Origin of the sequence: Celeribacter sp. (genome assembly GCF_048270365.1) — a bacterium.
Classification (GTDB): Bacteria; Pseudomonadota; Alphaproteobacteria; order Rhodobacterales; family Rhodobacteraceae; genus Celeribacter.
The window spans coordinates 457,147-483,776 of the sequence record NZ_JBLWTA010000001.1 but is presented as its reverse complement, the minus strand read 5'-3'; the positions used below and the strand labels follow the sequence as shown (position 1 = coordinate 483,776).

The following is a 26,630-nucleotide window of genomic DNA, read 5'->3' as shown; positions in this document are numbered from 1 at the left end:
CATGGCAACGATTGTACTTTCAGCTGCGGGTGCGGCCGTTGGCGCCTCTGTTGGCGGTGGCGTGTTCGGCTTGTCCTCTGTGGTCATCGGCCGCGCCATCGGGGCCACCATCGGGCGGGCCATCGACCAGCGCCTGATGGGGGTTGGCAGCCAGACGGTGGAGACCGGGCGTGTGGAGCGTTTCCGTTTGACGGGCGCCTCCGAAGGCTCGACCGTGGCGCAGGTTTATGGACGGATGCGTGTCGGTGGTCAGGTGATCTGGGCGACCGAATTTGAAGAGCATAAGAAAACCAGTGGCGGCGGCGGCAAAGGCGCACCAAAGGGTCCACAAGTGATGGAATACAGCTATTCCGTTTCTCTTGCGGTGGCGCTTTGCGAGGGTGTGATTTCTCGTGTGGGCCGGGTTTGGGCCGATGGCAGCGAGATCGACGTCAGCACACTGAGCATGCGTGTATATCACGGCACTGAAGATCAGCTTCCGGATGCCAAGATCGAGGCGGTCGAAGGCGCAGGCACTGTGCCAGCCTATCGCGGGATTGCGTATGTCGTGCTTGAAGATGTCGACCTGACGGCCTTTGGCAACCGGGTGCCGCAATTCACCTTTGAAGTGATGCGCCCGGACCAGGCGTCTGGCGAGAAAAGCGATTTGACACATCTGGTGCCCGCCGTGGCGATGATCCCCGGCACAGGCGAATATGCATTGGCGACCGATCCTGTGTATCTCAAGGACGCGACTGGGGCCTCCATCGCATCGAATGTGAATACGGCTTCGGGGGATACGGATTTCACCACGTCGCTTGATGCGATGTCCGAAGAGTTGCCGAATTGCGGTTCGACCTCTCTGGTGGTGTCGTGGTTCGGGGACGATCTACGCTGTGGCACCTGTCAGGTTCAGCCCAAGGTCGAGCAGGGGACGATCGACGCCAAAGACATGCCCTGGTCCGTGTCAGGCATCACGCGTGGCGCAGCGGCGGAAATTCCGCGCGATGCAGATGATCGTGTGATTTATGGCGGCACGCCGACGGATCAATCCGTGGTGCAGGCCATCGAAGCACTGCATGACGCCGGTCAAGAGGTGATGTTCTACCCGTTCATTTTGATGGATCAGATGGAGGACAATACGCTTGTCGATCCTTGGTCCGGCGATGTCGGGCAACCGGCGCTGCCTTGGCGTGGGCGGATCACGAGTTCCTTGGCGCCAGGGGTGTCTGGCACGACGGATGGCACGGCGGCGGCTGATGCCGAAGTGGCGGCGTTCTTTGGCAACGCGCAGGTCGGCGATTTCATCATTGAAGATATCACAAGAGGCTTCACGGGAGACTTCTTTGACTTTTTGGCGCGACCCTCGGAGGCGCTCGGTCAAGGGATCTCTTACTCCGGCCCTGCGGAGTTTTCCTTCCGCCGGATGATCCTGCATTACGCGCATCTCTGTGCGCTGGCTGGCGGCGTCGAGTCTTTCTGCATCGGGACCGAAATGCGCTCTCTGACCCGTATTCGCGGGGCATCCGGTTTTCCGGCGGTGGATCAGTTGATCCAGCTGGCCGCCGATGTGCGCTCGATCCTCGGACCAGAGTGCAAGATCGGCTATGCGGCGGACTGGTCGGAGTATTTCGGCTATCAGTTCGATGGCAATCTCTATTACAACCTCGATGCGCTCTGGGCCGATGACAACATCGACTTCATCGGCATCGACAATTACATGCCGCTGTCTGACTGGCGCGACGGTGATGACCATGCCGACGCCGATTGGGGCGCGATCTACAATCTCGATTATCTCAAGGCCAATATCGAGGGCGGTGAGGGCTATGACTGGTATTACGCGCATGAAAACCATGACGTGGCCCAAATCCGCACGCCGATCACCGATGGGGCCTATGGCGAAGATTGGGTTTATCGCTACAAGGACATTCGCAATTGGTGGCTGAACGATCACCATGAGCGGATCGGGGGCGTGCGCAATGAGACGCCCACTGCCTGGGTGCCGCAGTCGAAACCAGTCTGGTTCACCGAAATGGGCTGTGCCGCGATCGATAAAGGCACCAATGAGCCGAACAAGTTTCTGGATGCGAAATCCTCGGAAAGTGCGCTTCCGGCCTATTCCAACGGGCGGCGGGATGACTTCATCCAGCTTCAGTACATCCGGGCGATGACCGGATACTGGGGCGAGGGCGAGAATAACCCGACCTCCGAGGTCTATGACGGCCCGATGATCGACATGACCCGTGCCCATGTCTGGGCTTGGGACGCGCGGCCCTATCCGGCGTTTCCGTCGGTGACGGCGGTGTGGTCCGATGGCGACAATTACGCTAGGGGGCATTGGCTTAACGGGCGCTCGACTGCGCGGTCTCTGGCCGATGTGGTGGCCGAAATCTGTGCGCGTTCCGGCGTGGAAGAGATCGAGACTTCTGAGCTTTGGGGTGTGCTCCGGGGCTATAACGTCAACGACATCGCGGGGGCGCGTTCGGCGCTGCAACCCTTGATGCTGGCCTATGGCTTCGAAGCGGTTGAGCGCGAGGGCCAACTGATCTTCCGCTCGCGGGATGGCAAGTCGCAGTTGACGCTGGCGGATACGGATTTTGCTGTTTCCGATGAGCTTGACGGTCTGTTCGAGCGCGTCCGTGCGCCTGAGGCTGAGGTGGCTGGCCGCGTGCAGCTGACCTTTGTCGATGCCGACGGCGATTATGCGGCTCGGTCCGAGGAGGCGATCTTCCCGGATGAGGAAAGCCGTTTGGTGTCGCAATCCGAGCTGCCTTTGGCTTTGACGCGGGCAGAAGGCCGCCAGATCGTCGAGCGCTGGCTCTCTGAATCGCGGATCGCACGGGATACGGCACGGTTTTCTTTGCCGCCGTCGCTCATGTCCTATGGCGCGGGCGATGTGATCAGCGTTGAGACCGAGGAGGGCACGTTGCGCTACCGCGTCGATCACGCCACCTTTGGTCAACAGCAACAGATCGAAGCGGTGCGGGTCGAGCAGGAGGTCTATGAGCCTTCCGACATGGTCGAAGAGATCATCGAGGCCAAGGCGTTTTCTGCGCCTGTGCCGGTCTATCCGCTGTTCCTCGATCTGCCTTTGCTCACCGGAGACGAGGTGCCTTACACGCCGCATATCGCGGTGACGGCCAATCCCTGGCCAGGCTCTGCGGCGGTCTATGCGTCGACCTCGGACAGTGGCTATACGCTCAACACCCTGGTTCCGAGCTGGGCCACGATCGGGGTCACGCAGACTGCACTTGATGCGGCCAAACCCGGTCTCTGGGACCGCGGGCCTGTGCTGCGGGTCAAACTCACGCGGGGAGAACTGTTCTCGGTCGACCCGCTTGATGTGCTCAATGGCGCCAATGTCGCAGCCATCGGCGATGGCACCTCGTCCAATTGGGAGGTGTTCCAATTCGCCAATGCCGAGATCGTGGGTGAGAACACCTATGACATCTCGTTGCGGCTCAGGGGGCAGGCCGGCACGGATGGTCTGGACGCGGGCGAGATGACGCAAAGCTGGCCTGCGGGCTCGCGCTTTGTGCTGATCGACACGACATTGCGTCAGCTCGATCTGCCGCAATCCTCCCGTGGTCTTGCACGCCATTACCGCATAGGCCCGTCGAACCGGGCCTATGATGACACGAGCTTCAACCATTATGTCGAGGCCTTCGATGGCATCGGCTTGCGCCCCTATGCGCCCGCGCATCTCAAAGCGGACCTGTTGAGTTCGGGGAACACTTCGGTGAGTTGGGTGCGGCGCACGCGTATCGACGGCGACAGTTGGCAATCCTTTGAGGTGCCGCTGGGCGAAAGCTATGAGCTCTACCTCGTCCGTGTCATCAAGGACGGCACCATCCTGCGCGAAGTCACCACCGGCTCCACAAGCTGGACCTACACGGCCTCCCAGAAAACCAGCGACGGTCTGACCGGCGCTTATGAAATCCACGTTGCCCAAATGTCCGAAAGCTTCGGCGCGGGCCTCTTCAAAAGGATTGAGATCAATGAGTGATACAACCCGTTTTGCCCTGCCGCTGATCGAGGCCGCGCAGGCCCAGAAACATGTGACCGTGAATGAGGCGCTGAGCCGGATCGACGGGCTGATGCAGCTCACGCTGATCTCTGTGACCGACAATACCCCGCCTTTGACGCCACAAGAGGGCGATGCTTATGGCGTGGGCGCCGCTCCGGTCAACGAATGGTCCGGCCAGGCGGGGAGGATCGCGCTTTATGTCAACGGCGGCTGGGCTTTTGTGCCCGCCAGTTTGGGCATGCGCGCCTATGTCGCGGATCAGAGCGGCTGGGCCGGATATGACGGCGCGGATTGGGTTTTGGGCCTTCAAACCCTCTCCGCGAACGGTGCGGGTATGGTGCAGCGTGTCATCGAAGTGGATCACACGATCACCGCCGGGACCACCTCTGCGGCCAGCTTTGCGCTTCCTGGACAATCCGTCGTCTATGGCGTCACCGGGCGGGTCCTCTCCGACATCACCGGCACCGGGCTTACGGGCTTTTCGCTCGGTGTGGCGGGGTCTTCGAACCGCTACGGTTCAGGCCTTTCGCTCTCACAAGGCAGCTGGCTGCGCGGTCTCACCGGCACGCCTTTGACCTATTACGCCTCCGAGGATTTGATTCTCACCGGCGAGGGCGGGGATTTCGATGCGGGCGGCGTGATCCGCCTCGCCATCCATTGCGTGCAATTCTCGCTGCCTGCCGAGTAACGCTCGCTCGATCACGACAGATCACATCCCCCGCTGTGCAACACTGGCGGGGGCTTTTGCACGTACACACTCTTGCGCTTTTGAATTCGGAACTATCTATAGTAAGCTCTGAAAAAAGAGGACAAGCGCATGGCCAAGACTCGTACCACCTTGAAAAAACTCGATCCCGTCTGGAGCCAGGTTGTCTCCGAGGCGCGTCAAGCCGTTGAGGCCGAGCCGCTCTTGGGTGGGTTGGTCCATGCCTGTATCCTGCATCATGAGACGCTGGAGGATGCGCTGGCCTATCGGATCGCGCAGAAACTCGCCTCTCCCGAGATGTCCGAACAACTTATTCGCGAGATCGCTGACGACGCCTATGCCGCCGATCCGATGCTATCTGAGGCCGCGCGCGCCGACATCGCCGCCGTTTACGACCGTGACCCGGCCTGCCATCGCTACATCCAGCCTTTGCTCTATTTCAAAGGCTTCCAGGCGATCCAGGCGCATCGTGTTTCCAACTGGCTTTGGCGCGAAGGCCGCCGTGATCTGGCCTATTTCTTCCAAATGCGCATGTCCGAGCAATTCTCCGTCGACATCCATCCCGCGTGCCGCATCGGCAAGGGGCTGTTCCTCGATCACGCCCATGCTTTGGTCTTTGGCGAAACGGCTGTGATCGGCGATAATGTGTCGATCCTGCATTCCGTGACGCTTGGCGGCACCGGCAAAGAGGACGAAGACCGTCACCCAAAAATTGGCGACGGTGTCCTGATCGGCGCGGGCGCCAAGGTGCTGGGCAATATCAAGATCGGCGACTGCTCGCGCGTTGCTGCGGGTTCTGTCGTTCTCAATGATGTGCCGCATTGCACGACAGTTGCGGGGGTTCCCGCCAAAGTCGTGGGCGAGGCCGGCTGTTCCCAACCGTCCATCTCGATGAACCAACTCATCGGCGCGCGCGGTGAAAAGGCCTCTTAAGAGTTTCTTTACTATGGATTTGAAAACACTTCTCTCGTTCGGCTATCGCCAGTTTTTCTCGAAACCGCATAAACCTGACGCCGCTCCGCTCATCGTGGTGATGATTCCCTTGGTTGGCAAAGCGCGTGCAAAAGACTGGGAGGCGGTCTGTCGGGTTCTTGAAGATACGCTCGATGCTTTGAGGGCGCAGAGCTATCAGAACTATGAGGTTCTGTTGTGCTCACAAGACCGGCCCGACAATTTTCCGCAACAAGAGGGCTATCATTTCATTTCCGCGCCGCCGCATCATGCTGCGGAGACTGTTTCGGACCAAGGGCTGAAGGTCCGCCTCATGTCTGCCTACGCTGGCGAGACCTTTGATCGGTTCAGCTATGTCCTGCATCTCGACGCTGATGATTTGCCGCACCCCGATCTCTTCCGCTATGTGGTCGAGAACAACAACGGTCGCGGCTATCTGATCGAGCAGGGGTATATGCTGGATGCGCCGTCAGGGCGTCTGGGCCTTTTCGGACGCGATATTGGTGGGACGCAGGATCTGTGTGAACATTGCGGTTCTTGCGCCCTTTTCGCTGTGGATTGGGGGAAACAGGCTTTCCCGGCGTCCTACATGCGGCTGATCGGCAATGGTCACAGAAAATATGCCGAACGCGCCGCCCGCCTTGGGTTTCCGCTGGACCCGATCCCATTTCCTTCGATGCTTTACGTGGTCAACCACGGCGACAACATGCAGATCCGCAAGGGCAACGATAAGCTGCTCTATATTGAAGACAACGACATCATCGATCCCGCGCGGCTCTCTGCCATTCGGGAAGACTTCGGTCTGTCTGAACCGACCGCCGTATCCCTCTAACGCGGTCACCCTCGGTCTTCGTCGCGTGGCGCACAGATCAACCGGGCCTTCGGCGGCAAGAGATCAGCCAACAGCATGCGGCTTTTGATCTCGATGCCGACCAATTCCATCGCGATCCGTTCGCAATGGACGGCACTGAACTCCGCAAGCTGATACCGCCCTTGGTCTCCGCTGTGCCACATCGGTCCCTCGAAAATACGTTGATCTTCTGCGCCCGCTTTGGACCGCATGAGCGGCCCCATTGGATTGGGGGAGGCCGCCACAAGCCCTGCGTAACACAGACCGGCTCCGAACACAGCGCCCAGTAAAAATTTCAACATCCAACGACCCCTTAAGCAAAAGGCCCCGCACATGCAGGGCCTTTCGTATCTCTATGATATGGCTGGTGATTATGCCAGCATCGCCACCGGATTTTCCAGGTTTTCGACGATGGCTTTCAAAAGCTCCGCACCCAAAGCGCCGTCGATCACGCGGTGATCCACCGACATGGTGACGGACATCACGGTCGCGACCTTGATCTCGCCATCTTCGCCGATCACCGGTTTCTTGACCCCGGTGCCGACCGCCAGAATACCGGCGTGCGGCGGGTTCACGATGGCGTCGAAATTGTCGATGCCGAACATGCCGAGGTTGGAAATCGCGAAGGAGCCGCCCTGATATTCATGCGGCGCAAGCTTGCGGTCGCGGGCACGATGCGCGAGGTCTTTCATCTCTTTCGAGAGCGCCGAGAGCGACTTCATGTCGGCGTCTTTCAACACCGGCGTGAACAACCCGCCCTCAATAGCGACCGCCACGGCCACGTCAGAGGCTTTCATCTGCAACACACGGTCGCCCGCCCATACGGCATTGGCCGTCGGGATCTCTTGCAACGCGTTGGCCACGGCCTTGATGATGAAATCATTGACCGACAGCTTCACACCCTTGCCGGTGAGCTGGTGGTTCAGCTCGGCGCGGAATTTCATCAGCGCATCGAGCTGAACATCGCGGCGCAGGTAGAAATGCGGGATGGTCTGCTTGGCCTCGGTGAGACGCGCGGCGATGGTTTTGCGCATGCCGTCGAGTTTGATTTCCTCATACTCGCGACCTTCGTACATCTTCGCGATCATATCTGCGGAGGGGCCAGCAGGCGCTGCTGCTGCCGGAGCGGCGGCAGGTGCCGCGGCTTTCGGAGCTTCGGCTTTCGGCGCGACAGTGGCATTCTCCACATCCGCTTTCACGATGCGGCCTTTCGGACCAGACCCCGAAATCGCAGAAAGATCGAGACCTTTCTGAGCCGCGATGCGACGCGCCAGCGGCGAGGCAAAGATACGCTCGCCGGAGGCTGCAACCGGAGCTGCCGGGGCAGGGGCCGCAGCAGCGGCAGGCGCCGGAGCAGCCGTCTCGGCTTTCGGCGCTTCTTCCGCCGCCGGAGCGGGCGCAGAGGCGCCGACAGTCTCAGCGGCAGAGGCGTCTTCGCCTTCTTCCAAAAGCACCGCGATGGGCGCGTTCACTTTCACGCCTTCGGTGCCTTCCGCCACGAGGATTTTCCCCATGACGCCTTCGTCCACGGCTTCGAATTCCATCGTCGCCTTGTCGGTCTCGATCTCTGCGATCACGTCGCCGGAGGAAATCTCATCCCCCTCTTTCACGAGCCATTTCGCCAGCGTCCCTTCCTCCATCGTCGGAGACAGCGCGGGCATCAAAAGTTCAATAGCCATAACGGGTTCTCCTTAGCGGTAGGTGACTTCTTTGCAGGCAGCCACGACTTCGTCGGTGGTCACAAGCGCGAGTTTTTCGAGGTTGGCGGCATAGGGCATCGGCACGTCTTTACCGGCGCAGTTGATCACGGGCGCGTCGAGATAATCGAACGCACGCTGCATGATCACAGCCGAGATGTGGTTGCCGATGGAGCCGACCGGGAAGCCTTCTTCGACGGTCACACAACGGTTGGTCTTCATCACGGAGGCCAACACGGTGTCATAGTCGATCGGACGGAGCGTCCGCAGGTCGATGACTTCGGCGGAGATGCCCTCTTCGGCCAGCTTGTCGGCGGCTTCCAAGGCGTAGGTCATGCCGATGCCGAAGGAGACGATGGTCACATCCGTGCCTTCGCGCCAGATGCGGGCCTTGCCGAACGGAATGGTGAAATCTTCGAGATCCGGCACCTCAAACGACTTGCCGTACATGATTTCATTCTCAAGGAAGATCACCGGGTTCGGATCGCGGATCGCGGTTTTCATCAGGCCTTTGTAGTCGGCAGCCGAGTAGGGCATGACCACTTTGAGGCCCGGGATTTGCGCATACCATGCGGCATAGTCTTGGGAGTGCTGCGCACCTACGCGGGCGGCGGCGCCGTTCGGACCACGGAACACCATCGGTGCCCCCATCTGACCGCCGGACATGTAAAGCGTCTTGGCGGCGGAGTTGATCAGGTGGTCGATGGCCTGCATCGCGAAGTTGAAGGTCATGAATTCGACAATCGGTTTCAACCCGCCAAAGGCCGCACCCGTTGCAATGCCCGCAAAGCCGTGTTCGGTGATCGGCGTGTCGATCACGCGTTTCGGGCCAAACTCGTCCAGCATGCCTTGGGAAATTTTATAGGCACCTTGATATTCGGCGACCTCTTCCCCCATGAGGAAGACGTTCTCGTCGCGGCGCATCTCTTCGGCCATGGCGTCGCGCAGCGCTTCGCGGACGGTCTGGGTCTTCATTGGTGTGCCTTCCGGGAAATCCGGAGAGGCTTTGGAGACCACTTCGACCGGGGCCGCAGGTTTAGCGGCGGCGGGGGCGCTGTCATGTGTGGCTTCGGCGTCGGCCTCAGCAGGCGCTTCCTCTTTGGCGGCAGGGGCGGCGATGTCGTCCGCGCTCTCGCCCTCTTCCACAAGGATCGCGATCACCTCGTTGACCTTCACACCTTCGGTGCCCTCGGCCACGAGGATCTTGCCAACGATCCCTTCGTCCACGGCTTCGAATTCCATCGTCGCCTTGTCGGTTTCAATTTCCGCGATGATGTCGCCGGAGGTGACGGTGTCGCCCTCCTTGACCAGCCATTTCGCGAGCGTGCCTTCTTCCATCGTCGGAGAAAGGGCGGGCATCAAAAGTTCGGTTGCCATTGTGTCGTTCTCCCCGGATCAGGCGTTGTGCTGCGGAATTTCGTCCGCGTAGATGTCGGTCCAAAGCTCTTCGAGCGCCGGTTCCGGGCTTTCCTTGGCGAATTCTGCGGAGGCGTTGACCACGGCCTTAATGTCTTTGTCGATGGCCTTGAGATCGTCCTCTGTCGCGTGGCTGCCGGTCAAAAGGATAGACCGCACGGCCTCGATCGGGTCGCGTTCTTCGCGCATTTTCTGCACTTCCTCGCGGGTCCGATATTTCGCCGGGTCGGACATGGAGTGACCGCGGTAGCGATAGGTTTTGACCTCGAGGATGTAGGGCCCTTTGCCCGCGCGGCAGTGGGCCACGGCGCGCTCGCCGGCCTCTTTCACGGCCAGTACGTCCATGCCGTCCACTTCCTCGCCTTCGATCCCGTAGGCCGCGCCGCGTTCCCACAAGGACGGCGATTTGGTCGAACGGGCCACCGAGGTGCCCATGGCGTATTGGTTGTTTTCAATGACGAAAATCACCGGCAAGTCCCAAAGCTCGGCCATGTTGTAGGTCTCATAGACCTGACCCTGGTTGGCCGCGCCATCGCCGAAATAGGCGAAGGTCACATTGTCATTGCCTTTGTATTTGTCCGAAAACGCCAGACCGGCGCCGATTGGCACCTGTGCGCCGACGATGCCGTGGCCGCCGTAGAAATGCTTCTCTTTCGAGAACATATGCATCGAGCCGCCTTTCCCTTTGGAATAGCCACCCTCACGGCCGGTGAGTTCGGCCATCACGCCGTTCGGGTCCATGCCGCAGGCGAGCATATGCCCGTGATCGCGATAAGAGGTGACGCGCTTGTCGCCCTCTTTCGCGGCAGCCTCAAGACCGACCACGACGGCCTCTTGACCGATATAAAGGTGACAGAACCCGCCGATGAGGCCCATGCCATAAAGTTGGCCGGCTTTTTCCTCGAAACGACGGATCAAAAGCATGTCTTTGTAATAGGCAAGAAGCTCGTCTTTAGAGACGTTGGCTTGGCTTGCTGGTTTGGATGGTGTTTTCCGGGGTGCCATGCGGCCTCCTCCTCCAAGGTTCGCAGCGAATAGTTTAGCGTTAAACTATATGATAAAGGCAATGACACTTGAATGCACGGATTTTCTGATATGCACTGTGGGAGGCAGCTATGCGTTTGAGGAATGGCGGGTGTGCTGAATGGGCCGAAGACTATAGTCTTCCAGTTCCACAACGCCATGCCGTGATCCAATCTCGCTTACGCAACGGTTTTGATTTGTCGCCGTGAGACTCATAATAGCTGTCTACGACAGTGTAACCAGTCGACTCTGGATCCAAAAATATTGCGCGGCTTTCTGCGAGGCGTACAAGGCCGCGTGTTTGCACAAGTCGTATTCTCCCGGCCGGTTTCGTAGCGTCCCTTCGATAGGAGGTCACTCCATTTGTCTTTGCGAGTAGGGCATGTTGCTCAAAGCAGGCGATAAAATCTTCAGGCACCCCAGAGAACTGCATCGTTTTAGGAAAAGGGACAAAGGATAAAACTGTCGTTTGAAAAGTTAGGAACAACAGCGTCAGTATAACGAGGAGAACGCCAATGCTCTTAGATAATCTATCTGCGCGGCGTTGCCGCCGTTCCCACGCAGTCTTTTGAGGATCGTTCTTTGGCCTCACCGACGACAATACCCGAGCTGCGCTTCATAGCGCGCCGCGCGCGCAGCCACACCATCGGCCACATTCAACAACCATGTCTTGCCGTTATGCGACCCGCGGCGATAGCCCGTGCGGCCTTCGTGATAGGCGAGGTAGCTGTTGCGGGCGTCGGTGTTGGCAATCCCCAATGCGGCGTTGTTGGTCGAGACATACCAGCCGATGAAATCGGTGGCGTCACGGATGTTGCTGCGGCTGGCGCCTGCGCGGCCGGGGCCGTTGCGGTAGTCGTCCCATGTGCCGTCGAGCGCCTGCGCATAGCCGCGGGCGGAGCTGGCCCGGCCTTTCGGGATGATGAACAAGACATAGCGTTTCGGTGGGCGGGCGGTCGCGCGGAAGGTGGATTCTTGATAGATCAGCGCCATTTGCACATGCATCGGCACACCCCATTTTCGCGCGGAGGCCTCAAGCGCCCGTCGGTAATGCGGGCGCTCGCGGAAGATCGCACAGGCATCCTCGGGGTTCGCAGGTGCGCCGCCATAGCCACCGCCACAGGCCGACAACGCCAAAAGACCCGTTCCGCCCAAAATCATCCGGCGGCGGGTCAAAAACGGCGTGGTATCATTGGCTGTCTGTGTCATCTTTTGCCTTTCGGGCAGGGGATGGTGTCAGCGGATCACGATCTCATCGGCGCGCAGATAGCCCAAAACATCGCGTGCCTGTTCATCCAAAAGGTCGAGATCGAGATAGCTGTCGGACAGGCGCAGCGTCTTGTTGCGCATCACGGCCAGCTCTTCGTCCAGTTTGCCGCTCACCGCTTGCAACTCGGACAATTCTGCCTCGATCTGCAAGCGGCGAAACAGCCCGTATTCCCCTTGCACGGAGGCAAAGGTGAAATAGCCACCAAGGGTGACCATCACGCCGACGTACAGAAGCACGGTCAGCGACGGGCGTTTGCGCGGATGAGCCATGATAGGCTTCTTACCTTTTTGTATGAAAGATGCCCGACCGGGGTCAGGTCACCTGTACTGCCTCACGGGGCGTTCTCATTGGCGGAACCCCTCCGTGCACCTCTTATGCCACAGGCGATTCGCGCTGTGAATCCCAAAAACGAATCATCTGCAAAAAAATGCTGAAACGGATTGTGCGCGACCCCTGCGCACGTTCTCGTTATTCTGCGGGCATCGGCTGCGCAGCAACCGTCTCCTTTCGCGCGGGCGTTTGGCGTTTGGCAGACTTCTGAATGTCACCAAGCCAGGCGACCGCGATCAGGATCAAAGCGCCAAAGGGCATGAGCACCCAGCCGAGCCAATCGGCCCCCGCATAATAGCCCATGATCACATGGTTGAAGAGCGCGAGCACCGTGCCCGTGGCGAACACCAAAAGCCCCTGACGCCCCAAAAGCCGCAAGAAAGACAGTGCTTTCGAACCGGTCAGACGCGTCACCCAAGGCAGGCAGGACAACACATAGGCCAGCGCCAGAGCATGGGTCATGCGCGGCAGGGCGAGGAAGGTCTTGTCATGCGACACCATGTTGAACGGCAGACCCGCCTTGCCCAGAACCGCCATCTGATGGTTCATGAACGGCCCGAACCCCGGCACATAGCGCCACGCCAGAACCAAGGCGAGCCAACCGGTCGCGAGCCAAAACAGCCACGGCGTTTTCGGTACGAACCGCTCGCCCCGACGCAGGAAAATCCCGGTCAAAAGGCCCACGACAAAGATGAATTGCCAGGCGACAGGATTGAAAAACCAGCCGCCCGGATTGGGGTAATTCGGCAGATTGAGCCGCCAAATCCCCGCCGCCAGCCAAAGCGCGGCCGACAGCCCCAAAAGCAACATCGGCCGCCAGAGCCCCAAGAGGATCATCACAGGCCCACAGAACAACAGCACCGAATAGGCGGGCAGGATGTTCACATAGCCCAATTGATGCCCCAGCAACGGAATGCCGATCAGCGCCTCGGCGGTGTTGTTAAACACCTGCCGCAGATTGATCTTGGTCAGCAACTCATCGACACCGAACCACGTGGCGCCCGCGGCAAAAATCGCGATGGCGAGAGAGGTCAGCAGGATTTGCACCAAGTAGAGCGTCCAAGAGCGTTTCCACATCGGCGCGACAGCCTGCCACAGGCCTTTGTCGTGACGGGCTTCGAAACGCCCGGTGTAGGCCAGACCGGCGGCGATGCCGGACATGATGAAAAACGCCTCCGCCGCATCGGAAAAGCCGATGTTGCGCACGGTGAGATATTCAAATGGATTGTGCGGCGAGTGATCGACGAAGATCATCAAGAGCGCCAGCCCGCGAAACGCATCGATCCGCGGGTCGCGCGGGCGTTTCATAGGTGTGGCCAACTCATTCGGCACCGCGATGTCATGCCGGGACATGGGTCACCTCCGGGCTTGCCACATCTGCGCGCGGCTCCGCCTGCCACCGACCAAGGATCTCGCGATAGCTGCGGATCACCGGGGCAGGGCGGCGCTCTTCGGGCACCAGAAACAGGGCATGTGTGAGCGGACGCGAGGTCCATGCAATCAGGAAGGGGGCGGCCACCATAGGCAAGCAGACCGGCAGGAGCCAAAGCGTCAGATCGGGCGCCACACGGGCGACCAAAGCCAGCGCCGCGCCGCCGGTGAGCATGATCCAAAGCCCAGCACGGAAGCCTTCCATCAAGCTCAAAGCGCCTTCGCCACGCTGGTTGGCGGGCCAGCCGCCATCGCGACCGGAGAGCACCTGAAGCACGGCCTTGGTCTGATACATCAGCATCAAAGGCGCGATCAGCGAGGACAGCAAAATCTCGGCCACCACAGACAAGCCAGCCCGAACAGAGCCGCCAAACCGCGCGGTGCGCCGCGTGCCTGAGGCTTCATAGACAATGGCGAATTTCGGCAAGATCAAAAGCCCCATGATGCCCACAATCAGCGCGGTGATTTCCTTGGTCCGGTCGTCCGGGAAAACTGGGAACAGCATATGCGGTTCCGGGAAATAATTCGGCACGGGTGCGAGGATCGTCGCCATCACAGAGGTGATCAGGAACGCGGCCCAGAGCACGGAGACGAGATAGGCGAAGATGCCCTGCAAGAACACAAAGCGCGACCAACCGGCGATGCCGGGAGACAGCAAAAGTCGGGAATGTTGCAGGTTGCCCTGACACCAGCGGCGGTCGCGTTTGGCGTAGGACAGGATGTTCTCCGGGCCTTCCTCAAACGAGCCGCTGATGGTGTGATCGACCTGCACGCGCCAGCCGCCACGCGCCAAAAGCGCGGCCTCGACATAGTCATGGCTCAGGATGTGCCCGCCAAAGGGTGGCGGACCGGCCAGTTCCGGCAGGGCACAGCTTTCGGCAAAGGCCTTGACCCGCACCATGGCGTTATGGCCCCAAAACGGACCCGTGTTGCCCTGAAGCCGCTCAAGGCCACGGGTGAAAATCGGGCTGTGAAAGCTTGCGGCGAATTGCATCGCCCGGCCAAAGAACGACCGCGCACCGATGATTTTCGGCAGGGTCTGCAACAGGCCAAGTTTCGGGTCTGCCTGCATCTTGGCGGCCATCTCGCGCACGGCGCGGCCTTCCATCAGGCTGTCGGCATCGAGGATCAGCGCGAAATCATAGGCGCCACCGGAGCGCCGGATGAATTCTTCGATATTGCCTGCCTTGCGGCCCCGGTTGTCGTCGCGACGACGGTAGAAAATCCGGCCCTCGCCATGGGTTTCCCGCAACAGACGCAGATAGGTCTGACGCTCCAAAAGCGCGGACTCTTCATTGCGGGTGTCGGACAGGATCGCGATGTCGGCGGCCAAGCCTTCGGCCCGGATCGACTGATCCATCGCGGCGATGCGGGCAAAGGTCGTCACCGGGTCTTCGTTGCAGATCGGCACCAAGACGACGAGACGCGGGGCAGGGGACGTCAACTCCGGCGCAGGGCGGCGTTTGCCGACGCGCGGCGCGAGGCCGACGAAAGACAGCGTCGCGCCCCAGGCCAGCCAGGCGGTGGTGACAAAGATCAACACCCCGCGGACCACGTCCCAAACATCGACGCCGTCCTGAATGGCGGCATCGGCCAAAAGCGTCGAGGCCACAAGTGCCGCCAAGAGGGCGAAACTCAGGGCCAGCGTGCGGATCAGCTTGGTGCGGGCATCAGCGGGCAGAGCCCTGCGCGCGGCCTTGCGAGGCGAAGAGGACATGATCTGTCTCTCGGCCTCAGACCGCTTTGCCGGGCAGGATCAGGCGCAGAAGGCGGGGCCACTCGGCCCGCCGGGTGTCGCGTTCAAGCACTTGGCGCGGCATCTCAAGCGGCGCCTCGGGCGGCAACCAGTCCTGCGCCGCATCGAGATGTGCGTCGGTGTTCATATCTTTGCCCATATCCAATTCGGTCTGTTGAGAAGATCGCGTCAAAGTCAGTCCCTCATCCATTGGTAAAGCCACGTTTCTGTTAATGTCTGTCCATAACCCGTCAGAGCGGCTTTAAGTTCCGCAACATTTCCGGGATCGGCTTTCGCCTCGATCACAAGACGCCAGATATTGGTGCCGCTGACCTTGCTGACAATGGCCTGCGTGATCTCGCCGCGGCCGCTGCTGACCTGTGGGACCAGCACGGCATCGGCAGGCAGCGAGGACAGAGCGCCCCCCTCGAAATCGATCACGAATTTGCGGGTGTCGCTTTTCTGTTCGACGCCGGCCACACCGCCTTCGCCCACACGCGTGCGCAGGACGCGGGCGCGATCGACGCTACGGTCGCCTTTGGGCGCCATGCCCCAATGCAGCCGATAGCCATACTCCAGCGCCGCGCCTTTGTCGAAGTTCCCATCCGGCACCCAGAAGGCGACGATATTGTCGTTGCCCTCAAGTTTCGACGGAATCTCCACCAGACGCACGGTGCCTTTGCCCCAATCGCCAATCGGTTCGACCATCAAGGACGGGCGGCGTTCATAATGCGCCTGCGCATCGAGGTAATCGTCGAAGTCGCGGCTGCGCTGGATGAGGCCGAAGGACTGCGGATTCTCCGCGCCGAGATACGAACTTGCCAGACGCGGCGGGTTGTTCAAAGCACGCAGGAAAGTCTCGCCGCCCCGCGTGTTGAGCACGAGATATTCGCTGTCATGTACAGAGGCGCGGAAATCGTCGAAGCCACGCGGATCGGCGCCACCGAAGAGATACATCGAAGTCAAAGGCGCGATGCCGATCTGGTCGGTTTTCTCGCGCAGGAACAGCCGGGCGGTGACCTCCATCTCCGTGTCCTCACCGGGGGTGATGACAAAGCGGTAGGCGCCGGTCACGGATTTGCTGTCGAGTGCGGCATAGACCGTGATCGTATTGGCACCCGGCATCGGGCGTTCGATCCAGAAATCGGTAAAGCGCGGGAATTCTTCGCCACCTTGCATGGCGGTGTTGACCGCGAGGCCCCGCGCGGAGAGGCCGTAAACCGTCCCCCGACCCAAGGCGCGGAAATAGCTCGCGCCGAGGAATGCGATCAGCTCGTCGAAGATGTCGGCGCGGTTGAGCGGGTTGTGCAGGCGAAAGCCCGCAACCCCCGGCATTGGCGTGTCCTCGGGGATTTGTTCGCTGACATTGCCGCCATATTCGAAATCATGTGTGGTGAAGTCCATCGGCTGGGCGCGGCCCTCGACGATTTCGAAAATATGCACCGGCTCCTTGAACAGCCACCCGAGGTGGAAGGCGTGCAGGCGGAATTCCTGTCCCTCGTCTTGCCAGCGGGCATGGTCGGGGCGGAAGCGAATGCGTTGGTAGGCGTCGTAATCGAGACCGGCGAGCGCGCCTTCGATCTTTTCCGCCTCGTGCCAATTCTCACCGGCCGCTTTGCGCATTTCCTCGGAGAGCGCGTCAAAGCTGAAGGGCGGGAATTCAGGGGCGGCGGGCGCGACAGGCTCTGCGGGCAGAGGGTCGGCTTCGGGGGGCGCGACAGGGGCTTCGGTGACTGGGGCTTCGGCCTCTTGGGCCAACAGCAAAGAGGGCATCACCGCAGAGACGGCAACAGAGCCCGCCATAGCCGATAGAAACCGGCGGCGGCGCAGATTGTCAGGGGAAGTCTCAAGGGTTGCGGCGGAACCGGCGGGAATCGTCAAACTGGCACTCCGTGATGTCAGGGTCTGGAGGGTAAATAAGGCGTCAATTTTGCTGTGCAGCACAAAATGCCAATCTTAGGGTGTCTGTGGCGGAATACTGCTTAATGCGGGCGGAATTCCTCCTAATCTCAACGCCTTTTGACCTTTTTTGTCCATCGCGCAAGTGGGATTCTGCGCGCGGGATGCGGATTTACGCTGATCAAACGGCGAAGTGATTTCGCAAATGCAGCATATATGTTCGTAAAAGTGTTACACGGTTTTTGCGACCGAGTTCCAGTGAGCAAATGCACATATCTTTCCCACCCCCTTTGGTCTTGTCTTGGACTTGCCATGGCGCGACTCACTTTGGCCTCGGAGTGGTTGCGCGCGAAAAGGGCGCCCCCGGTGAGGGACGCCCAAATTTCTGTAGGGATGCGCAGATCAGCCCGCGATGGAGGCCGCGTGAATGCTGTCCACCGCTGCTTTCAGTGTGGCGTCGAATTCCGCGTCGCTTTGTTTGGCGTTCAGACCCTCGGAGAGCGCGCGCGAGAAAGACGCGATCATGCCGGTGTTTTTCGACAGGATGTCATTGGCTTCATCGCGACCGTAACCGCCCGACAGAGCCACGACTTTCAACACGCGCGGGTGATCGACCAGCGGTTTGTAGAAATTGGCCTCGGTCGGCAGGGAGAGTTTCAGCATGACCTGCTTGCTCTCGTCCATGGCGTCGAGATGTTTGAGAATTTCTTCGCGCAGGAGGACTTCGGCTTCGGCCTTATCTGCGATGGTGATGGTCACTTCCGGCTCGAGGATCGGCATGAGACCGGCCTTGATCACCTGTTCGCCGATCTCGAATTGCTGGTCGACGACGGCTTTGATGCCTTCCGGATTGGCGGCGTTGATCACCGAGCGTTCCTTGGTGCCGAAGACATTGAGCTTGGCGGCGCGGGCCAGCAAATCATCCAGCCCCGGCATCGGTTTCATCAGCTGAACGCCATTGGCCTCGGCTTCCAGACCCTTGTCGATCTTGAGAAACGGCACGACGCCTTTGTCTTCCCACAGAAACAGCGAGGTCGGTTTGCCACCCACTTCGCGGTCCATGGTCATCTCAAAAAGGATCGCACCGATCACCTTGTCGCCTGTGAAGGACGGCGACTGGATGATGCGCGAGCGCATGGCGTGCACCATGTCGAACATCTCGTCGTCGCCGGAATATTCGCTTTCCTCGACGCCGTAGAGTTTGAGCGCCTTGGGCGTGGAGCCCCCCGATTGGTCAAGCGCTGCGATAAAGCCTTGGCCTTCGCCCATTTTGGCGGTCATTTCTTGAATAGACATCTCATTCCTCTTCTTGGCCTCTGTTGGGTCAAATCCCCTCGTGGGGGCTTAACTGATCTCACTACCGAATTACCGTGCCCGGCGCCGCGTCGCAATCTTGGTGGCGCTAACGTTTTGGAATCTCTTGCAGGTTACGCTCTCGGCTCACCTTGGCGGCAGGCTACGCCGCTTTTCCCGGCAGCGTCTTGATGCAGCGCAAACCTGCCTCACGGGGGGGGTAGAAATGAAAAGGCCCGCCAGAACCGGCGGGCCTTGAACGCTTAGCCAAGGGCCACAACCCCGGGCAATTCCTTGCCCTCCATCCACTCAAGGAAGGCGCCGCCTGCGGTTGAGATATAGGTGAAATCCTCGCCGTGGCCCGAGGCGTTGATCGAGGCCACCGTGTCGCCGCCGCCCGCGACCGACACCAAAGCGCCCGCCTTGGTTTGCTCGGCGATCTTTTCGATCATCGCGAAGGTGCCTTTGCCAAAGGGCTCAAGTTCGAACACCCCAAGCGGGCCGTTCATGATCAAAGTCTTGGCGCCTTCGATGATCTCGCTGATGCGCTCGACTGATTTTGGACCCGCGTCGAAAATCATCGCATCCGCCGGGCATTCGGTCACCGGCACGACCTCGTTTTCGGCATGTGCCTTGAACTCGCGGGCGATGACGACATCGACCGGCAGCACGATCTCGCATCCGGCCTCGTCGGCTTTCTTGATGATTTCGCGCGCGGTGTCGGCCAGATCATGCTCACAAAGCGATTTGCCCACATCGACGCCCTCGGCGGCCAGGAACGTGTTGGCCATGCCGCCGCCGATCACCAGATAATCGACCTTGCGGACCAGATTGCCCAGAAGGTCGAGCTTGGTCGAGACTTTCGCGCCACCGACCACGGCCACGACCGGGCGTTCCGGGGTGGCCAAGGCGGTTTCGAGTGCGGAAAGCTCGGCTTGCATCAAACGACCGGCGCAGGAGGGCAGGAGCTTCGCGACGCCTTCGGTCGAGCCATGTGCACGGTGCGCCGCAGAGAAAGCGTCGTTGACGTAGACATCGCCCAGAGCGGCGAGGGAGGCGGCGAATTGGCCGTCGTTCTTGGTCTCGCCCTCATGGAAGCGGGTGTTTTCCAGCAACAGAACTTCGCCTTCGCCAAGCTCCCCCACACCCTCTTTTGCCGGACCGCCGATGCAGTCGCTCGCAAATTTCACCGGCACGCCGAGCACGTCGGACACAGCGTCCTTGATCAGCCCAAGGCTCATCTCCGGCACGACCTGACCTTTCGGACGCCCGAAATGCGCCAAAAGCACTGGCTTGCCGCCTTTTTCCAGAATGTCGTCGATCGTCGGCTTGATCCGCTCAATCCGGGTGGCGTCGGTCACTTTGCCATCGGCCACGGGCACGTTGATGTCCACACGGGTCAGCACGACCTTGCCGGCCAGCTCCATATCATCGAGGGTTTTCCAAGCCATAGCAATCGGTCCTTTCGGGGGAGGGTTTGGCGTCTGACACTTGTTTGAACTCTGATCACCGCTTCGTCAACCACCGTGAGTTGTGGCGGGTGCAGATGGGCAGGCTTGTGATGAGTTCGGCCTTTCCCTCGTCTCATGCGCAGATTAAACTGTGCAAAATTTTGACCGTTTTCTATCCGGAAGGAGCCAATCATGGCCGACATCAAAGACCCTGAAAACACGATCATCATCACGCTCGAAGGCGGTGAAGTGGTCATCGAGCTTCTGCCCGACATCGCGCCCAAGCATTGCGAACGGATGAAAGAGCTTGCGCGTTCCGGCGCCTATGACGGCGTGGTGTTCCACCGCGTGATCGACGGCTTCATGGCACAGACGGGTGACGTGAAATTCGGAAACCAAAACAAAGACTTCGAGCTGCGTCGTGCGGGCACCGGCGGCTCCGATCTGCCGGATCTTCCGGCTGAGTTCTCCGGCATTCCGCATGATCGCGGCACCATCGGTGCGGCGCGGTCGCAGAACCCGAACTCCGCCAATTCGCAGTTCTTCATCAACTTCTCCGACAACCACTTCCTCAACCGCCAGTACACGGTCTATGGCCGTGTGATCTCCGGCATGGATGCCGTCGACAAGATCACCCGTGGCGAGCCGCCGATGTACCCCGACGCGATGATCTCCATGAAAGTGGCCGCCGATGCTTAAGTCGCTCACCCTGATCGCCGCTCTGGTGGCGGGGCCGGCCTTCGCGACCGGGCTCGACATCACCGTCTCGGGCGAGGCCAATGGTGTCGTCCATATCGACCTGTTCGATGATGTGGCCCCGGGCCATGTCGAGCAGATCACGAAACTCGCTTCTGAGGGCGCCTATGACAATGTCGTGTTTCATCGCGTGATCGACGGCTTCATGGCGCAAACGGGCGATGTGCAATATGGCAAAATGGGCGCTGCCGATTTCTCGATGCAGATGGCCGGGCGTGGTGGCTCCACCTATCCCGATCTGAAGGCCGAGTTTTCGGATCAGTCCTTTGACACCGGCGTCGTCGGCATGGCGCGTAGCCAGAACCCGAACTCTGCCAATGCGCAGTTCTTCATCATGTTCGCGCCCGCGCCGCATCTCGACGGTCAATACACCGTGGTCGGCAAGGTGACGTCCGGCATGGATGTGGTCAATCAGATCAAACGCGGCACCGGCCCGAACGGCGCCGTCATCGGTGAGCCGGATGTGATGACCTCTGTCACCGTCACAGAGTAATTTCCTCAAACATATCAAATAGGAAGGGCGCTCTCGGGCGCCCTTTTTCATGTCCGACTGTCAGGTTTAAAACTCGAAGCGCACCGCCGCAGAGGCCAATCCATCCCCCGCGCCATAGCCGCCCGACACATCCAGAGACGTCGATCCGCGCAGGTAGATATTCGCCCCCAAAAGCGCCACGCCATCCTCAGGCTCCTCAAAGGGCACAGAGACCAATTCGGTCAGGGACAGCCGATCCGTCACTTGGTGACGATAGGCCAGTTCCACTGCGGCGGGGGCGTCATTGGCCTCATTATAGGACAGTGTGCCGAACATCTCGCCCGCGCCCAATTGATAGCGCCCTTGCAGTTTCGCATTGGCATCATTGGTGTCGCCATCGACATATTCCAGCGCCACCTCGATTTGCCACGCGCCGCTCTGCCAGCCGCCGCCAAGGCCCAGAATCGTGGCGTCATAGTCATCGACATAATGGAGCGAGGTTGCCACGCCTTCGGTTTGATAGCTCACGCCGTAGGGCAGGTATTGGCTTTCGGTGATCGTGCCATTGGTCAAACGGCTAAACCCCGTCTCGGTGCGCCTAAGTGCCTCCGGCAGCATGACGTCGGAAATCAGCGGGCGGGCGAATTGGTCATAGGCCGGGCGCGGATTGCCGATCTCGAAGCGGGCGCCGGAGCTGAGGCTATAGCTCAGCGCCGCATAGGTCTCATGTTCGCGCCCCAGGGTGCCAAAGGCCCCGAAACTCAGCCCGAGCCCATCCCAAGCAGTGGTCCATGTGCCATCGCCGCCCAGCCATGCCTCTTCGGCATCGAGGGTCGATGCGCCAAGCGCGATCCAGCCGTCGCCGGTGATCCATTGGCTCGCGTCAAAAGATTGCGCCTCAGCCGTGCTGGCGAGGCCCATGAGAACAAGGGGGAGGAATGCGACTCTCTTCATGCGTGTATTTTGCGCCTGAAAATGGAAAAAATCCATGAAGATCAGCGTCCTTCAATATCACAAAACCGCGCAGATGCTGCGCGGCTTTGGATCATTTCGTGATTTCGGGCGGAATTTAGCCCTTGCAGACCACCAAAGCGTGGCGCTTTTTGCCTGCCGAAAGCTTCATCGGCTCCTTGAGCATATCAGCCGTCACCAGAAGGCCTGCGTCCTTGTGGTCCTCGTCATTCACCTTGGCACCGCCCTCGGAAAACAGGCGTTTTGCTGCTTTGCCGCTGTCAGAGAGGCCGGATTTGACGAAAAGCTGCACGATGGAAATGCCGTCGCCAATGTCCGACGCCGCCAGTTCCACGGTCGGAAGATCATCGCCCACGCCGCCTTTCTCGAAGACCTCGCGCGCGGTGGCTTCCGCGGCTTTCGCGGCCTCGGCACCATGCAACAGCGTGGTGACCTCATTGGCGAGGATGATCTTGGCTTCGTTGATCTCGGAGCCTTCAAGCGCGCCGAGACGCTCGCACTCTTCGACCGGCAGATCGGTGTAGAGCTTGAGGAAGCGCCCGGTGTCGGCATCCGTGGTGTTGCGCCAGAACTGCCAGAACTCATAGGGCGACAGCATATCGCCGTTGAGCCAGACCGCGCCGCCTTGGGATTTGCCCATCTTGCGGCCATCCGAGGTGGTCAAAAGCGGCGTGGTCAATCCGTAGATGTCATTGTCCAAAACGCGGCGCGTCAGGTCGATGCCGTTGACGATATTGCCCCACTGATCCGATCCGCCCATCTGCAAAAGACAGCCGTAGCGACGGTTCAGTTCCAAGAAGTCATACGCCTGCAAAATCATGTAGTTGAATTCGAGGAAGGACAGCGATTGCTCGCGATCCAGACGCGATTTCACGCTCTCAAAAGACAGCATCCGGTTCACGGAGAAATGCCGCCCGATGTCGCGCAGGAAGTCGAGGTAGTTCAGGCTGTCGAGCCACTCGGCATTGTTGCGCATGAGCGCGCCATTGCCGGGCTGTGCTTCGTCCTCTGCGTAATCGAGGTAGCGATCGAACACCTGCTGCATGCCCGCGATGTTCTCGTCGATCTGCTCCGGCCCCAAAAGCGGGCGTTCGTCGGAGCGGAAAGACGGATCGCCCACCTTCGTGGTGCCGCCGCCCATCAGCGTGATCGGCTTGTTGCCGGTCTTCTGGAACCAGCGCAGCAGCATGATGTTCAACAGATGCCCGACGTGCAGCGATTTCGCCGTGGCGTCATAGCCGATATAGGCGGTCACCATCCCGTTGTTCAGCGCGTCGTCCAGCTCTTGCAAATTGGTGCAATCGGCCAAGAACCCGCGCTCGATGATCACGCGCAGGAATTCCGATTTGGGATGGTAGGTCATCTGTCACATTTTCCGTTCAAAGGGTCAGCGGGGCCTGATATATCGGGGTGCGCACCAAAGGGAAAGAGTGTGATGAGCAGTCAGGGTAAGAAGTCTCCGATCTGGGCTGCCGGATGTATGTCCGGCACGTCTCTGGACGGGGTGGATGTGGCCATGTTGAAAACCGACGGTGTCGAGATTTTCGACTTCGGCGAGAGCCACTTTCGCGGCTATTCGGAGGTGGAACAAGAGCTGTTCCGCGCCGAGCTTGGCACCTGGCAGGCGTCAAACGCGTTGACCGAACTGATCGAGACGGCCCATGCGGAGGCCCTGTCGGGGCTTGAGGGCTATGAGTTGATCGGCTTTCATGGCCAGACCTTGAACCACGCCCCCGATGACGGCCGCACCTATCAGGCGGGCGACGGCGCGGTTTTGGCCGAGGTCACGGGCGTGCCTGTGGTCTGGGATTTCCGCACGGCGGATGTCGAAATGGGCGGGCAGGGCGCGCCTTTGGCGCCCTTTTTCCACCATGCATTGGCGCGCTATATCGGGGCCGAGGCGCCGGTCGCCTTCCTCAATCTCGGCGGTGTCGGAAATCTGACTTGGGTCGATCCCTCTGTGGAGGACCCGGCAGCGCCCGGCGCTTTGCTGGCCTTTGACACTGGCCCCGCGAATGCGCCGGTGAACGATCTGATGCGCGCGCGCCGGGGCGAGACCCATGATGCGGGGGGCGCACTGGCCGCCGCGGGTCAGCCGGAGATGGACATCGTCGCCAAAGGCCTTGAGCATCCTTATTTCTACAAAATGCCGCCGAAATCTCTGGATCGGAACGATTTCCACGGTGTCCTTGAGGCGGTCCAGTCGCTGTCCGACGCGGATGCCGCCGCCACCCTGACCGCCTTTGCCGCCGCCTCCGTTGCCCGCGCCATGGACCATTGTCCGGAGCCGCCGACGGCGCTCTATGTCACCGGCGGCGGGCGTCACAACGCGACGCTGATGGCGATGATTGCGGCGGGGGTGGATTGCACTGTGTTGCCGGTCGAAGACGTGGGGCTCGATGGCGATATGCTCGAGGCGCAGGCCTTTGCCTATCTCGCGGTGCGGGTGATCTACGGGATGCCGACCTCTGCACCCATGACGACTGGCGTGCGGACTGCGATCGGGGGCGGGCGCATTTCGCGGCCTGATCTGGGGAAAACGGAATAGGTTAAAATGGGAGGAGAACGAGACCCGGCAGCTTGCGAGGTGCAACTCCGCCGGGCCCAAAACTCGAAACAATGGGAAAACGTGTGATCACTGGTTCCCCCCCCGACACTGGTTAACAGGTTTAGGTTAACCTAACGTCAGTTTTAAGCCAGTCTGGAAAACCTTACCATTTTGCCAAATCTGTGGGGAAAAACGCGACAGTATTCCCCGTAACCCGGCATTATCTTTGCCATGGCCCCAATCAGCTGCGCGGAATCTCAAAATCAGCCGCGGCCAGATCAAAGCCTTCGAACCGGAACCCCGGCGAGACCGTACAGCCGACCAGCGTCCAGTCTCCTGTCGTCTTGGCCGCCTGCCAATGATGCGGTGGCACGATGAGCTGGGGCGCTTCTCCGGCCAGTAAATTAGGCCCGAGGACAAAATCCCGCGCCGGGCCGTCTTCCGTCTCCGACAGAGACAGCACCAAGGGCGCGCCCGCGTAGTAATGCCAAATCTCCGTTGCATCGACCCGGTGCCAATGGCTTTGCTCGCCCGCCCTGAGCAGGAAATAGATACAGGTCCCCGCCGCCCGCGCATCGCCGTCCGTCTCGGCGATCCAGGTTTGCCGATAATGCCCGCCCTCGGGGTGAGGCTTCAGGTTCAGCTTTGCGATGATCTCGTCTGCGGAAATTTCTTTTGTCATAATTTCAAATGTTTACCTTGTTCTCGCTCACGCATTTGCACGTTTAGTACAGTTTTTCAGGAACCATTCCGGCGAGGCCGACGTTGACCCCACAGCAATAAGATCAACGGGAGACTTCCATGTCCAAGAAAATCCTTTTGGCGATGGCCTTTGCCGCGCCCGCACTCGCCGCTTGTCAGATGAGCAACACCGACATGAGCACCGGCGTCGGCGCTGCTGCCGGTGCTGGTCTGGGCTACATCACTGCCGATGCGCTTGGGTCCAATGACGAATGGACCGTTCTGGCCACGCTGGGTGGCGCTGCTGCCGGCGCTCTGGTCGCCAAGGATGCGAGCGCTGCGACCTGTGCCTACTCCAACGGTGACGGCACCTATTACACGGCGAAATGCCCGTAAGAGCGCAAGGCTTGCCTAAGAGCTTGTGACGTGACCAGTGTTTAGGTTTCCGTTCAGAGTGTTTGTTTTCAAAGGCCTCGCAATGTTGCGGGGCCTTTTGCTATGAGCCTTTCAGATCATCGGAATTTGCGGCGCGGCCGTCTTCGCCAGCGGGCCATTCATGCGCGGATCGTCCATCACCTCGATGGCGCGGGCGTAGGGGGTGAAGCCTGAGCGGATGTAGAACCCCACGGCCTGCGGACTGTCGAGCGTACAGGTGTGAACGAAGAACCGCTTGATCGGGTGCGCAAACGCCTTGTCCAAAGCGTGCTCCATTAACCACCGCCCGGTGCCGCCGCCAATGAGGCTCTCATCCAGCCCGAAAAACGCCAGTTCGGTATTGTCGGGATCGCGGAAATCCAATTCCAAAAGTCCGAGATCCGCGCCGTCTTTGCGGACCGAATAGACCTCGACATTCGGATCGGTCAGGATCGCGGCAAGCGCGTCATCCGCCATATACATCCTTGAAAACCAAAGCCAATCCGCGCCGACACGGGCGTAAAGTGCACGATACCACTCAAGTCCGGGCGCCTCATGGCGGATCAGCTCCAACCCCGGCTGCTCCGGCGCAGGTCGTGGGGCGGGGCGTTTGAACATTTCGAGGTAAGTGACAATGGCGGCGAGCTTGCCGGAGGGCAGCTCGTGGGTGCCGTCAGGGAGCGGGCTGGGGAGGGGGGAGGTTTTCATGGGATACAAATTGCTGCATGA

24 protein-coding genes are annotated in these 26,630 nt (G+C 60.1%); 8 read left to right on the top strand and 16 right to left on the bottom strand.

Annotation, left to right across the window (positions count from 1 at the left end):
- Position 1 precedes the first annotated feature (1 nt).
- The 4 genes from ACN0X0_RS02345 to ACN0X0_RS02330 all read left to right on the top strand — a co-directional run bounded on the left by ACN0X0_RS02345 (position 2) and on the right by ACN0X0_RS02330 (position 6,495).
- Positions 2–3,985 carry a baseplate multidomain protein megatron gene (locus ACN0X0_RS02345; RefSeq protein ID WP_417277848.1) on the top strand — a complete coding sequence of 1,328 codons (3,984 nt, stop codon included), beginning with the start codon at positions 2–4 and terminating at the stop codon, positions 3,983–3,985.
- Positions 3,978–4,694 carry a DUF2793 domain-containing protein gene (locus ACN0X0_RS02340; RefSeq protein ID WP_417277847.1) on the top strand — a complete coding sequence of 239 codons (717 nt, stop codon included), beginning with the start codon at positions 3,978–3,980 and terminating at the stop codon, positions 4,692–4,694. The genes ACN0X0_RS02345 and ACN0X0_RS02340 overlap by 8 nt, the downstream gene beginning before the upstream one ends.
- A gap of 129 nt (positions 4,695–4,823) precedes the next feature.
- On the top strand, positions 4,824–5,645 hold the full coding sequence (cysE, locus tag ACN0X0_RS02335) for a serine O-acetyltransferase (protein WP_417277846.1): 822 nt from the start codon (positions 4,824–4,826) through the stop codon (positions 5,643–5,645).
- A gap of 13 nt (positions 5,646–5,658) precedes the next feature.
- The gene (locus ACN0X0_RS02330; protein ID WP_417277845.1) at positions 5,659–6,495 is read left to right on the top strand and encodes a hypothetical protein; all 837 of its coding nucleotides are present in this window, start codon (positions 5,659–5,661) and stop codon (positions 6,493–6,495) included.
- A gap of 5 nt (positions 6,496–6,500) precedes the next feature.
- Here ACN0X0_RS02330 and ACN0X0_RS02325 read toward each other — a convergent pair whose 3' ends face one another.
- The 12 genes from ACN0X0_RS02325 to ACN0X0_RS02270 form a co-directional block, all read right to left on the bottom strand.
- Positions 6,501–6,815 (bottom strand): hypothetical protein, encoded by a 315-nt coding sequence (locus tag ACN0X0_RS02325; protein WP_417277844.1) that lies wholly within the window; start codon positions 6,813–6,815, stop codon positions 6,501–6,503.
- 69 nt (positions 6,816–6,884) lie between these two features.
- The gene (locus ACN0X0_RS02320) at positions 6,885–8,192 is read right to left on the bottom strand and encodes a pyruvate dehydrogenase complex dihydrolipoamide acetyltransferase (protein ID WP_417277843.1); all 1,308 of its coding nucleotides are present in this window, start codon (positions 8,190–8,192) and stop codon (positions 6,885–6,887) included.
- Positions 8,193–8,204: 12 nt separating this feature from the next.
- A complete protein-coding gene (locus tag ACN0X0_RS02315; protein ID WP_417277842.1) occupies positions 8,205–9,587 on the bottom strand; it encodes a pyruvate dehydrogenase complex E1 component subunit beta in 1,383 nt (460 codons plus the stop codon).
- Between the two features lie 18 nt (positions 9,588–9,605).
- On the bottom strand, positions 9,606–10,631 hold the full coding sequence (pdhA, locus tag ACN0X0_RS02310; RefSeq protein WP_417263059.1) for a pyruvate dehydrogenase (acetyl-transferring) E1 component subunit alpha: 1,026 nt from the start codon (positions 10,629–10,631) through the stop codon (positions 9,606–9,608).
- A gap of 606 nt (positions 10,632–11,237) precedes the next feature.
- Positions 11,238–11,810, bottom strand: coding sequence for a lytic transglycosylase (locus ACN0X0_RS02305; protein WP_417277879.1), 573 nt, complete (start codon positions 11,808–11,810; stop codon positions 11,238–11,240).
- A gap of 75 nt (positions 11,811–11,885) precedes the next feature.
- On the bottom strand, positions 11,886–12,188 hold the full coding sequence (locus ACN0X0_RS02300; protein WP_167600721.1) for an FtsB family cell division protein: 303 nt from the start codon (positions 12,186–12,188) through the stop codon (positions 11,886–11,888).
- Positions 12,189–12,387: 199 nt separating this feature from the next.
- Positions 12,388–13,602, bottom strand: a complete 1,215-nt coding sequence (locus ACN0X0_RS02295) for an OpgC family protein (protein WP_417277841.1) — start codon at positions 13,600–13,602, stop codon at positions 12,388–12,390.
- Positions 13,589–15,397, bottom strand: coding sequence for a glucans biosynthesis glucosyltransferase MdoH (gene mdoH, locus ACN0X0_RS02290; RefSeq protein WP_417277840.1), 1,809 nt, complete (start codon positions 15,395–15,397; stop codon positions 13,589–13,591). The genes ACN0X0_RS02295 and mdoH overlap by 14 nt, the downstream gene beginning before the upstream one ends.
- A gap of 16 nt (positions 15,398–15,413) precedes the next feature.
- Entirely contained in the window at positions 15,414–15,608 is a 195-nt protein-coding gene (locus tag ACN0X0_RS02285; protein WP_226550460.1) for a hypothetical protein, read from the bottom strand.
- Positions 15,609–15,610: 2 nt separating this feature from the next.
- Entirely contained in the window at positions 15,611–17,290 is a 1,680-nt protein-coding gene (locus ACN0X0_RS02280; protein WP_417277878.1) for a glucan biosynthesis protein, read from the bottom strand.
- 426 nt (positions 17,291–17,716) lie between these two features.
- The gene (locus ACN0X0_RS02275; protein ID WP_417277839.1) at positions 17,717–18,610 is read right to left on the bottom strand and encodes a fructose bisphosphate aldolase; all 894 of its coding nucleotides are present in this window, start codon (positions 18,608–18,610) and stop codon (positions 17,717–17,719) included.
- Positions 18,611–18,870: 260 nt separating this feature from the next.
- Positions 18,871–20,058: a phosphoglycerate kinase gene (locus ACN0X0_RS02270; RefSeq protein ID WP_417277838.1), complete on the bottom strand. Its 1,188-nt coding sequence runs from the start codon at positions 20,056–20,058 to the stop codon at positions 18,871–18,873.
- A gap of 192 nt (positions 20,059–20,250) precedes the next feature.
- On the opposite strand from ACN0X0_RS02270, the gene ACN0X0_RS02265 reads away from it, so the two are divergent.
- Both ACN0X0_RS02265 and ACN0X0_RS02260 read left to right on the top strand, forming a co-directional pair.
- Entirely contained in the window at positions 20,251–20,757 is a 507-nt protein-coding gene (locus ACN0X0_RS02265) for a peptidylprolyl isomerase (RefSeq protein ID WP_219784763.1), read from the top strand.
- Positions 20,750–21,307, top strand: a complete 558-nt coding sequence (locus ACN0X0_RS02260; protein WP_417263053.1) for a peptidylprolyl isomerase — start codon at positions 20,750–20,752, stop codon at positions 21,305–21,307. The genes ACN0X0_RS02265 and ACN0X0_RS02260 overlap by 8 nt, the downstream gene beginning before the upstream one ends.
- Before the next feature lie 66 nt (positions 21,308–21,373).
- Here the strand turns inward: ACN0X0_RS02260 and ACN0X0_RS02255 are convergent, their stop codons facing one another.
- Both ACN0X0_RS02255 and tyrS read right to left on the bottom strand, forming a co-directional pair.
- Positions 21,374–22,240 carry a hypothetical protein gene (locus tag ACN0X0_RS02255; RefSeq protein ID WP_417277837.1) on the bottom strand — a complete coding sequence of 289 codons (867 nt, stop codon included), beginning with the start codon at positions 22,238–22,240 and terminating at the stop codon, positions 21,374–21,376.
- A gap of 115 nt (positions 22,241–22,355) precedes the next feature.
- Positions 22,356–23,621: a tyrosine--tRNA ligase gene (gene tyrS, locus ACN0X0_RS02250; protein WP_417277836.1), complete on the bottom strand. Its 1,266-nt coding sequence runs from the start codon at positions 23,619–23,621 to the stop codon at positions 22,356–22,358.
- A 72-nt stretch (positions 23,622–23,693) separates the two neighbouring features.
- On the opposite strand from tyrS, the gene ACN0X0_RS02245 reads away from it, so the two are divergent.
- The gene (locus tag ACN0X0_RS02245) at positions 23,694–24,806 is read left to right on the top strand and encodes an anhydro-N-acetylmuramic acid kinase (protein ID WP_417277835.1); all 1,113 of its coding nucleotides are present in this window, start codon (positions 23,694–23,696) and stop codon (positions 24,804–24,806) included.
- 241 nt (positions 24,807–25,047) lie between these two features.
- Here the strand turns inward: ACN0X0_RS02245 and ACN0X0_RS02240 are convergent, their stop codons facing one another.
- The gene (locus ACN0X0_RS02240; RefSeq protein WP_417277834.1) at positions 25,048–25,488 is read right to left on the bottom strand and encodes a cupin domain-containing protein; all 441 of its coding nucleotides are present in this window, start codon (positions 25,486–25,488) and stop codon (positions 25,048–25,050) included.
- A 119-nt stretch (positions 25,489–25,607) separates the two neighbouring features.
- Here ACN0X0_RS02240 and ACN0X0_RS02235 point away from each other — a divergent pair, with 119 nt between their 5' ends.
- Positions 25,608–25,883 carry a glycine zipper 2TM domain-containing protein gene (locus ACN0X0_RS02235; protein WP_226550469.1) on the top strand — a complete coding sequence of 92 codons (276 nt, stop codon included), beginning with the start codon at positions 25,608–25,610 and terminating at the stop codon, positions 25,881–25,883.
- A gap of 111 nt (positions 25,884–25,994) precedes the next feature.
- On the opposite strand, the gene ACN0X0_RS02230 is transcribed toward ACN0X0_RS02235, so the two are convergent.
- A complete protein-coding gene (locus ACN0X0_RS02230) occupies positions 25,995–26,609 on the bottom strand; it encodes a GNAT family N-acetyltransferase (protein WP_417277833.1) in 615 nt (204 codons plus the stop codon).
- Positions 26,610–26,630: the final 21 nt, after the last annotated feature.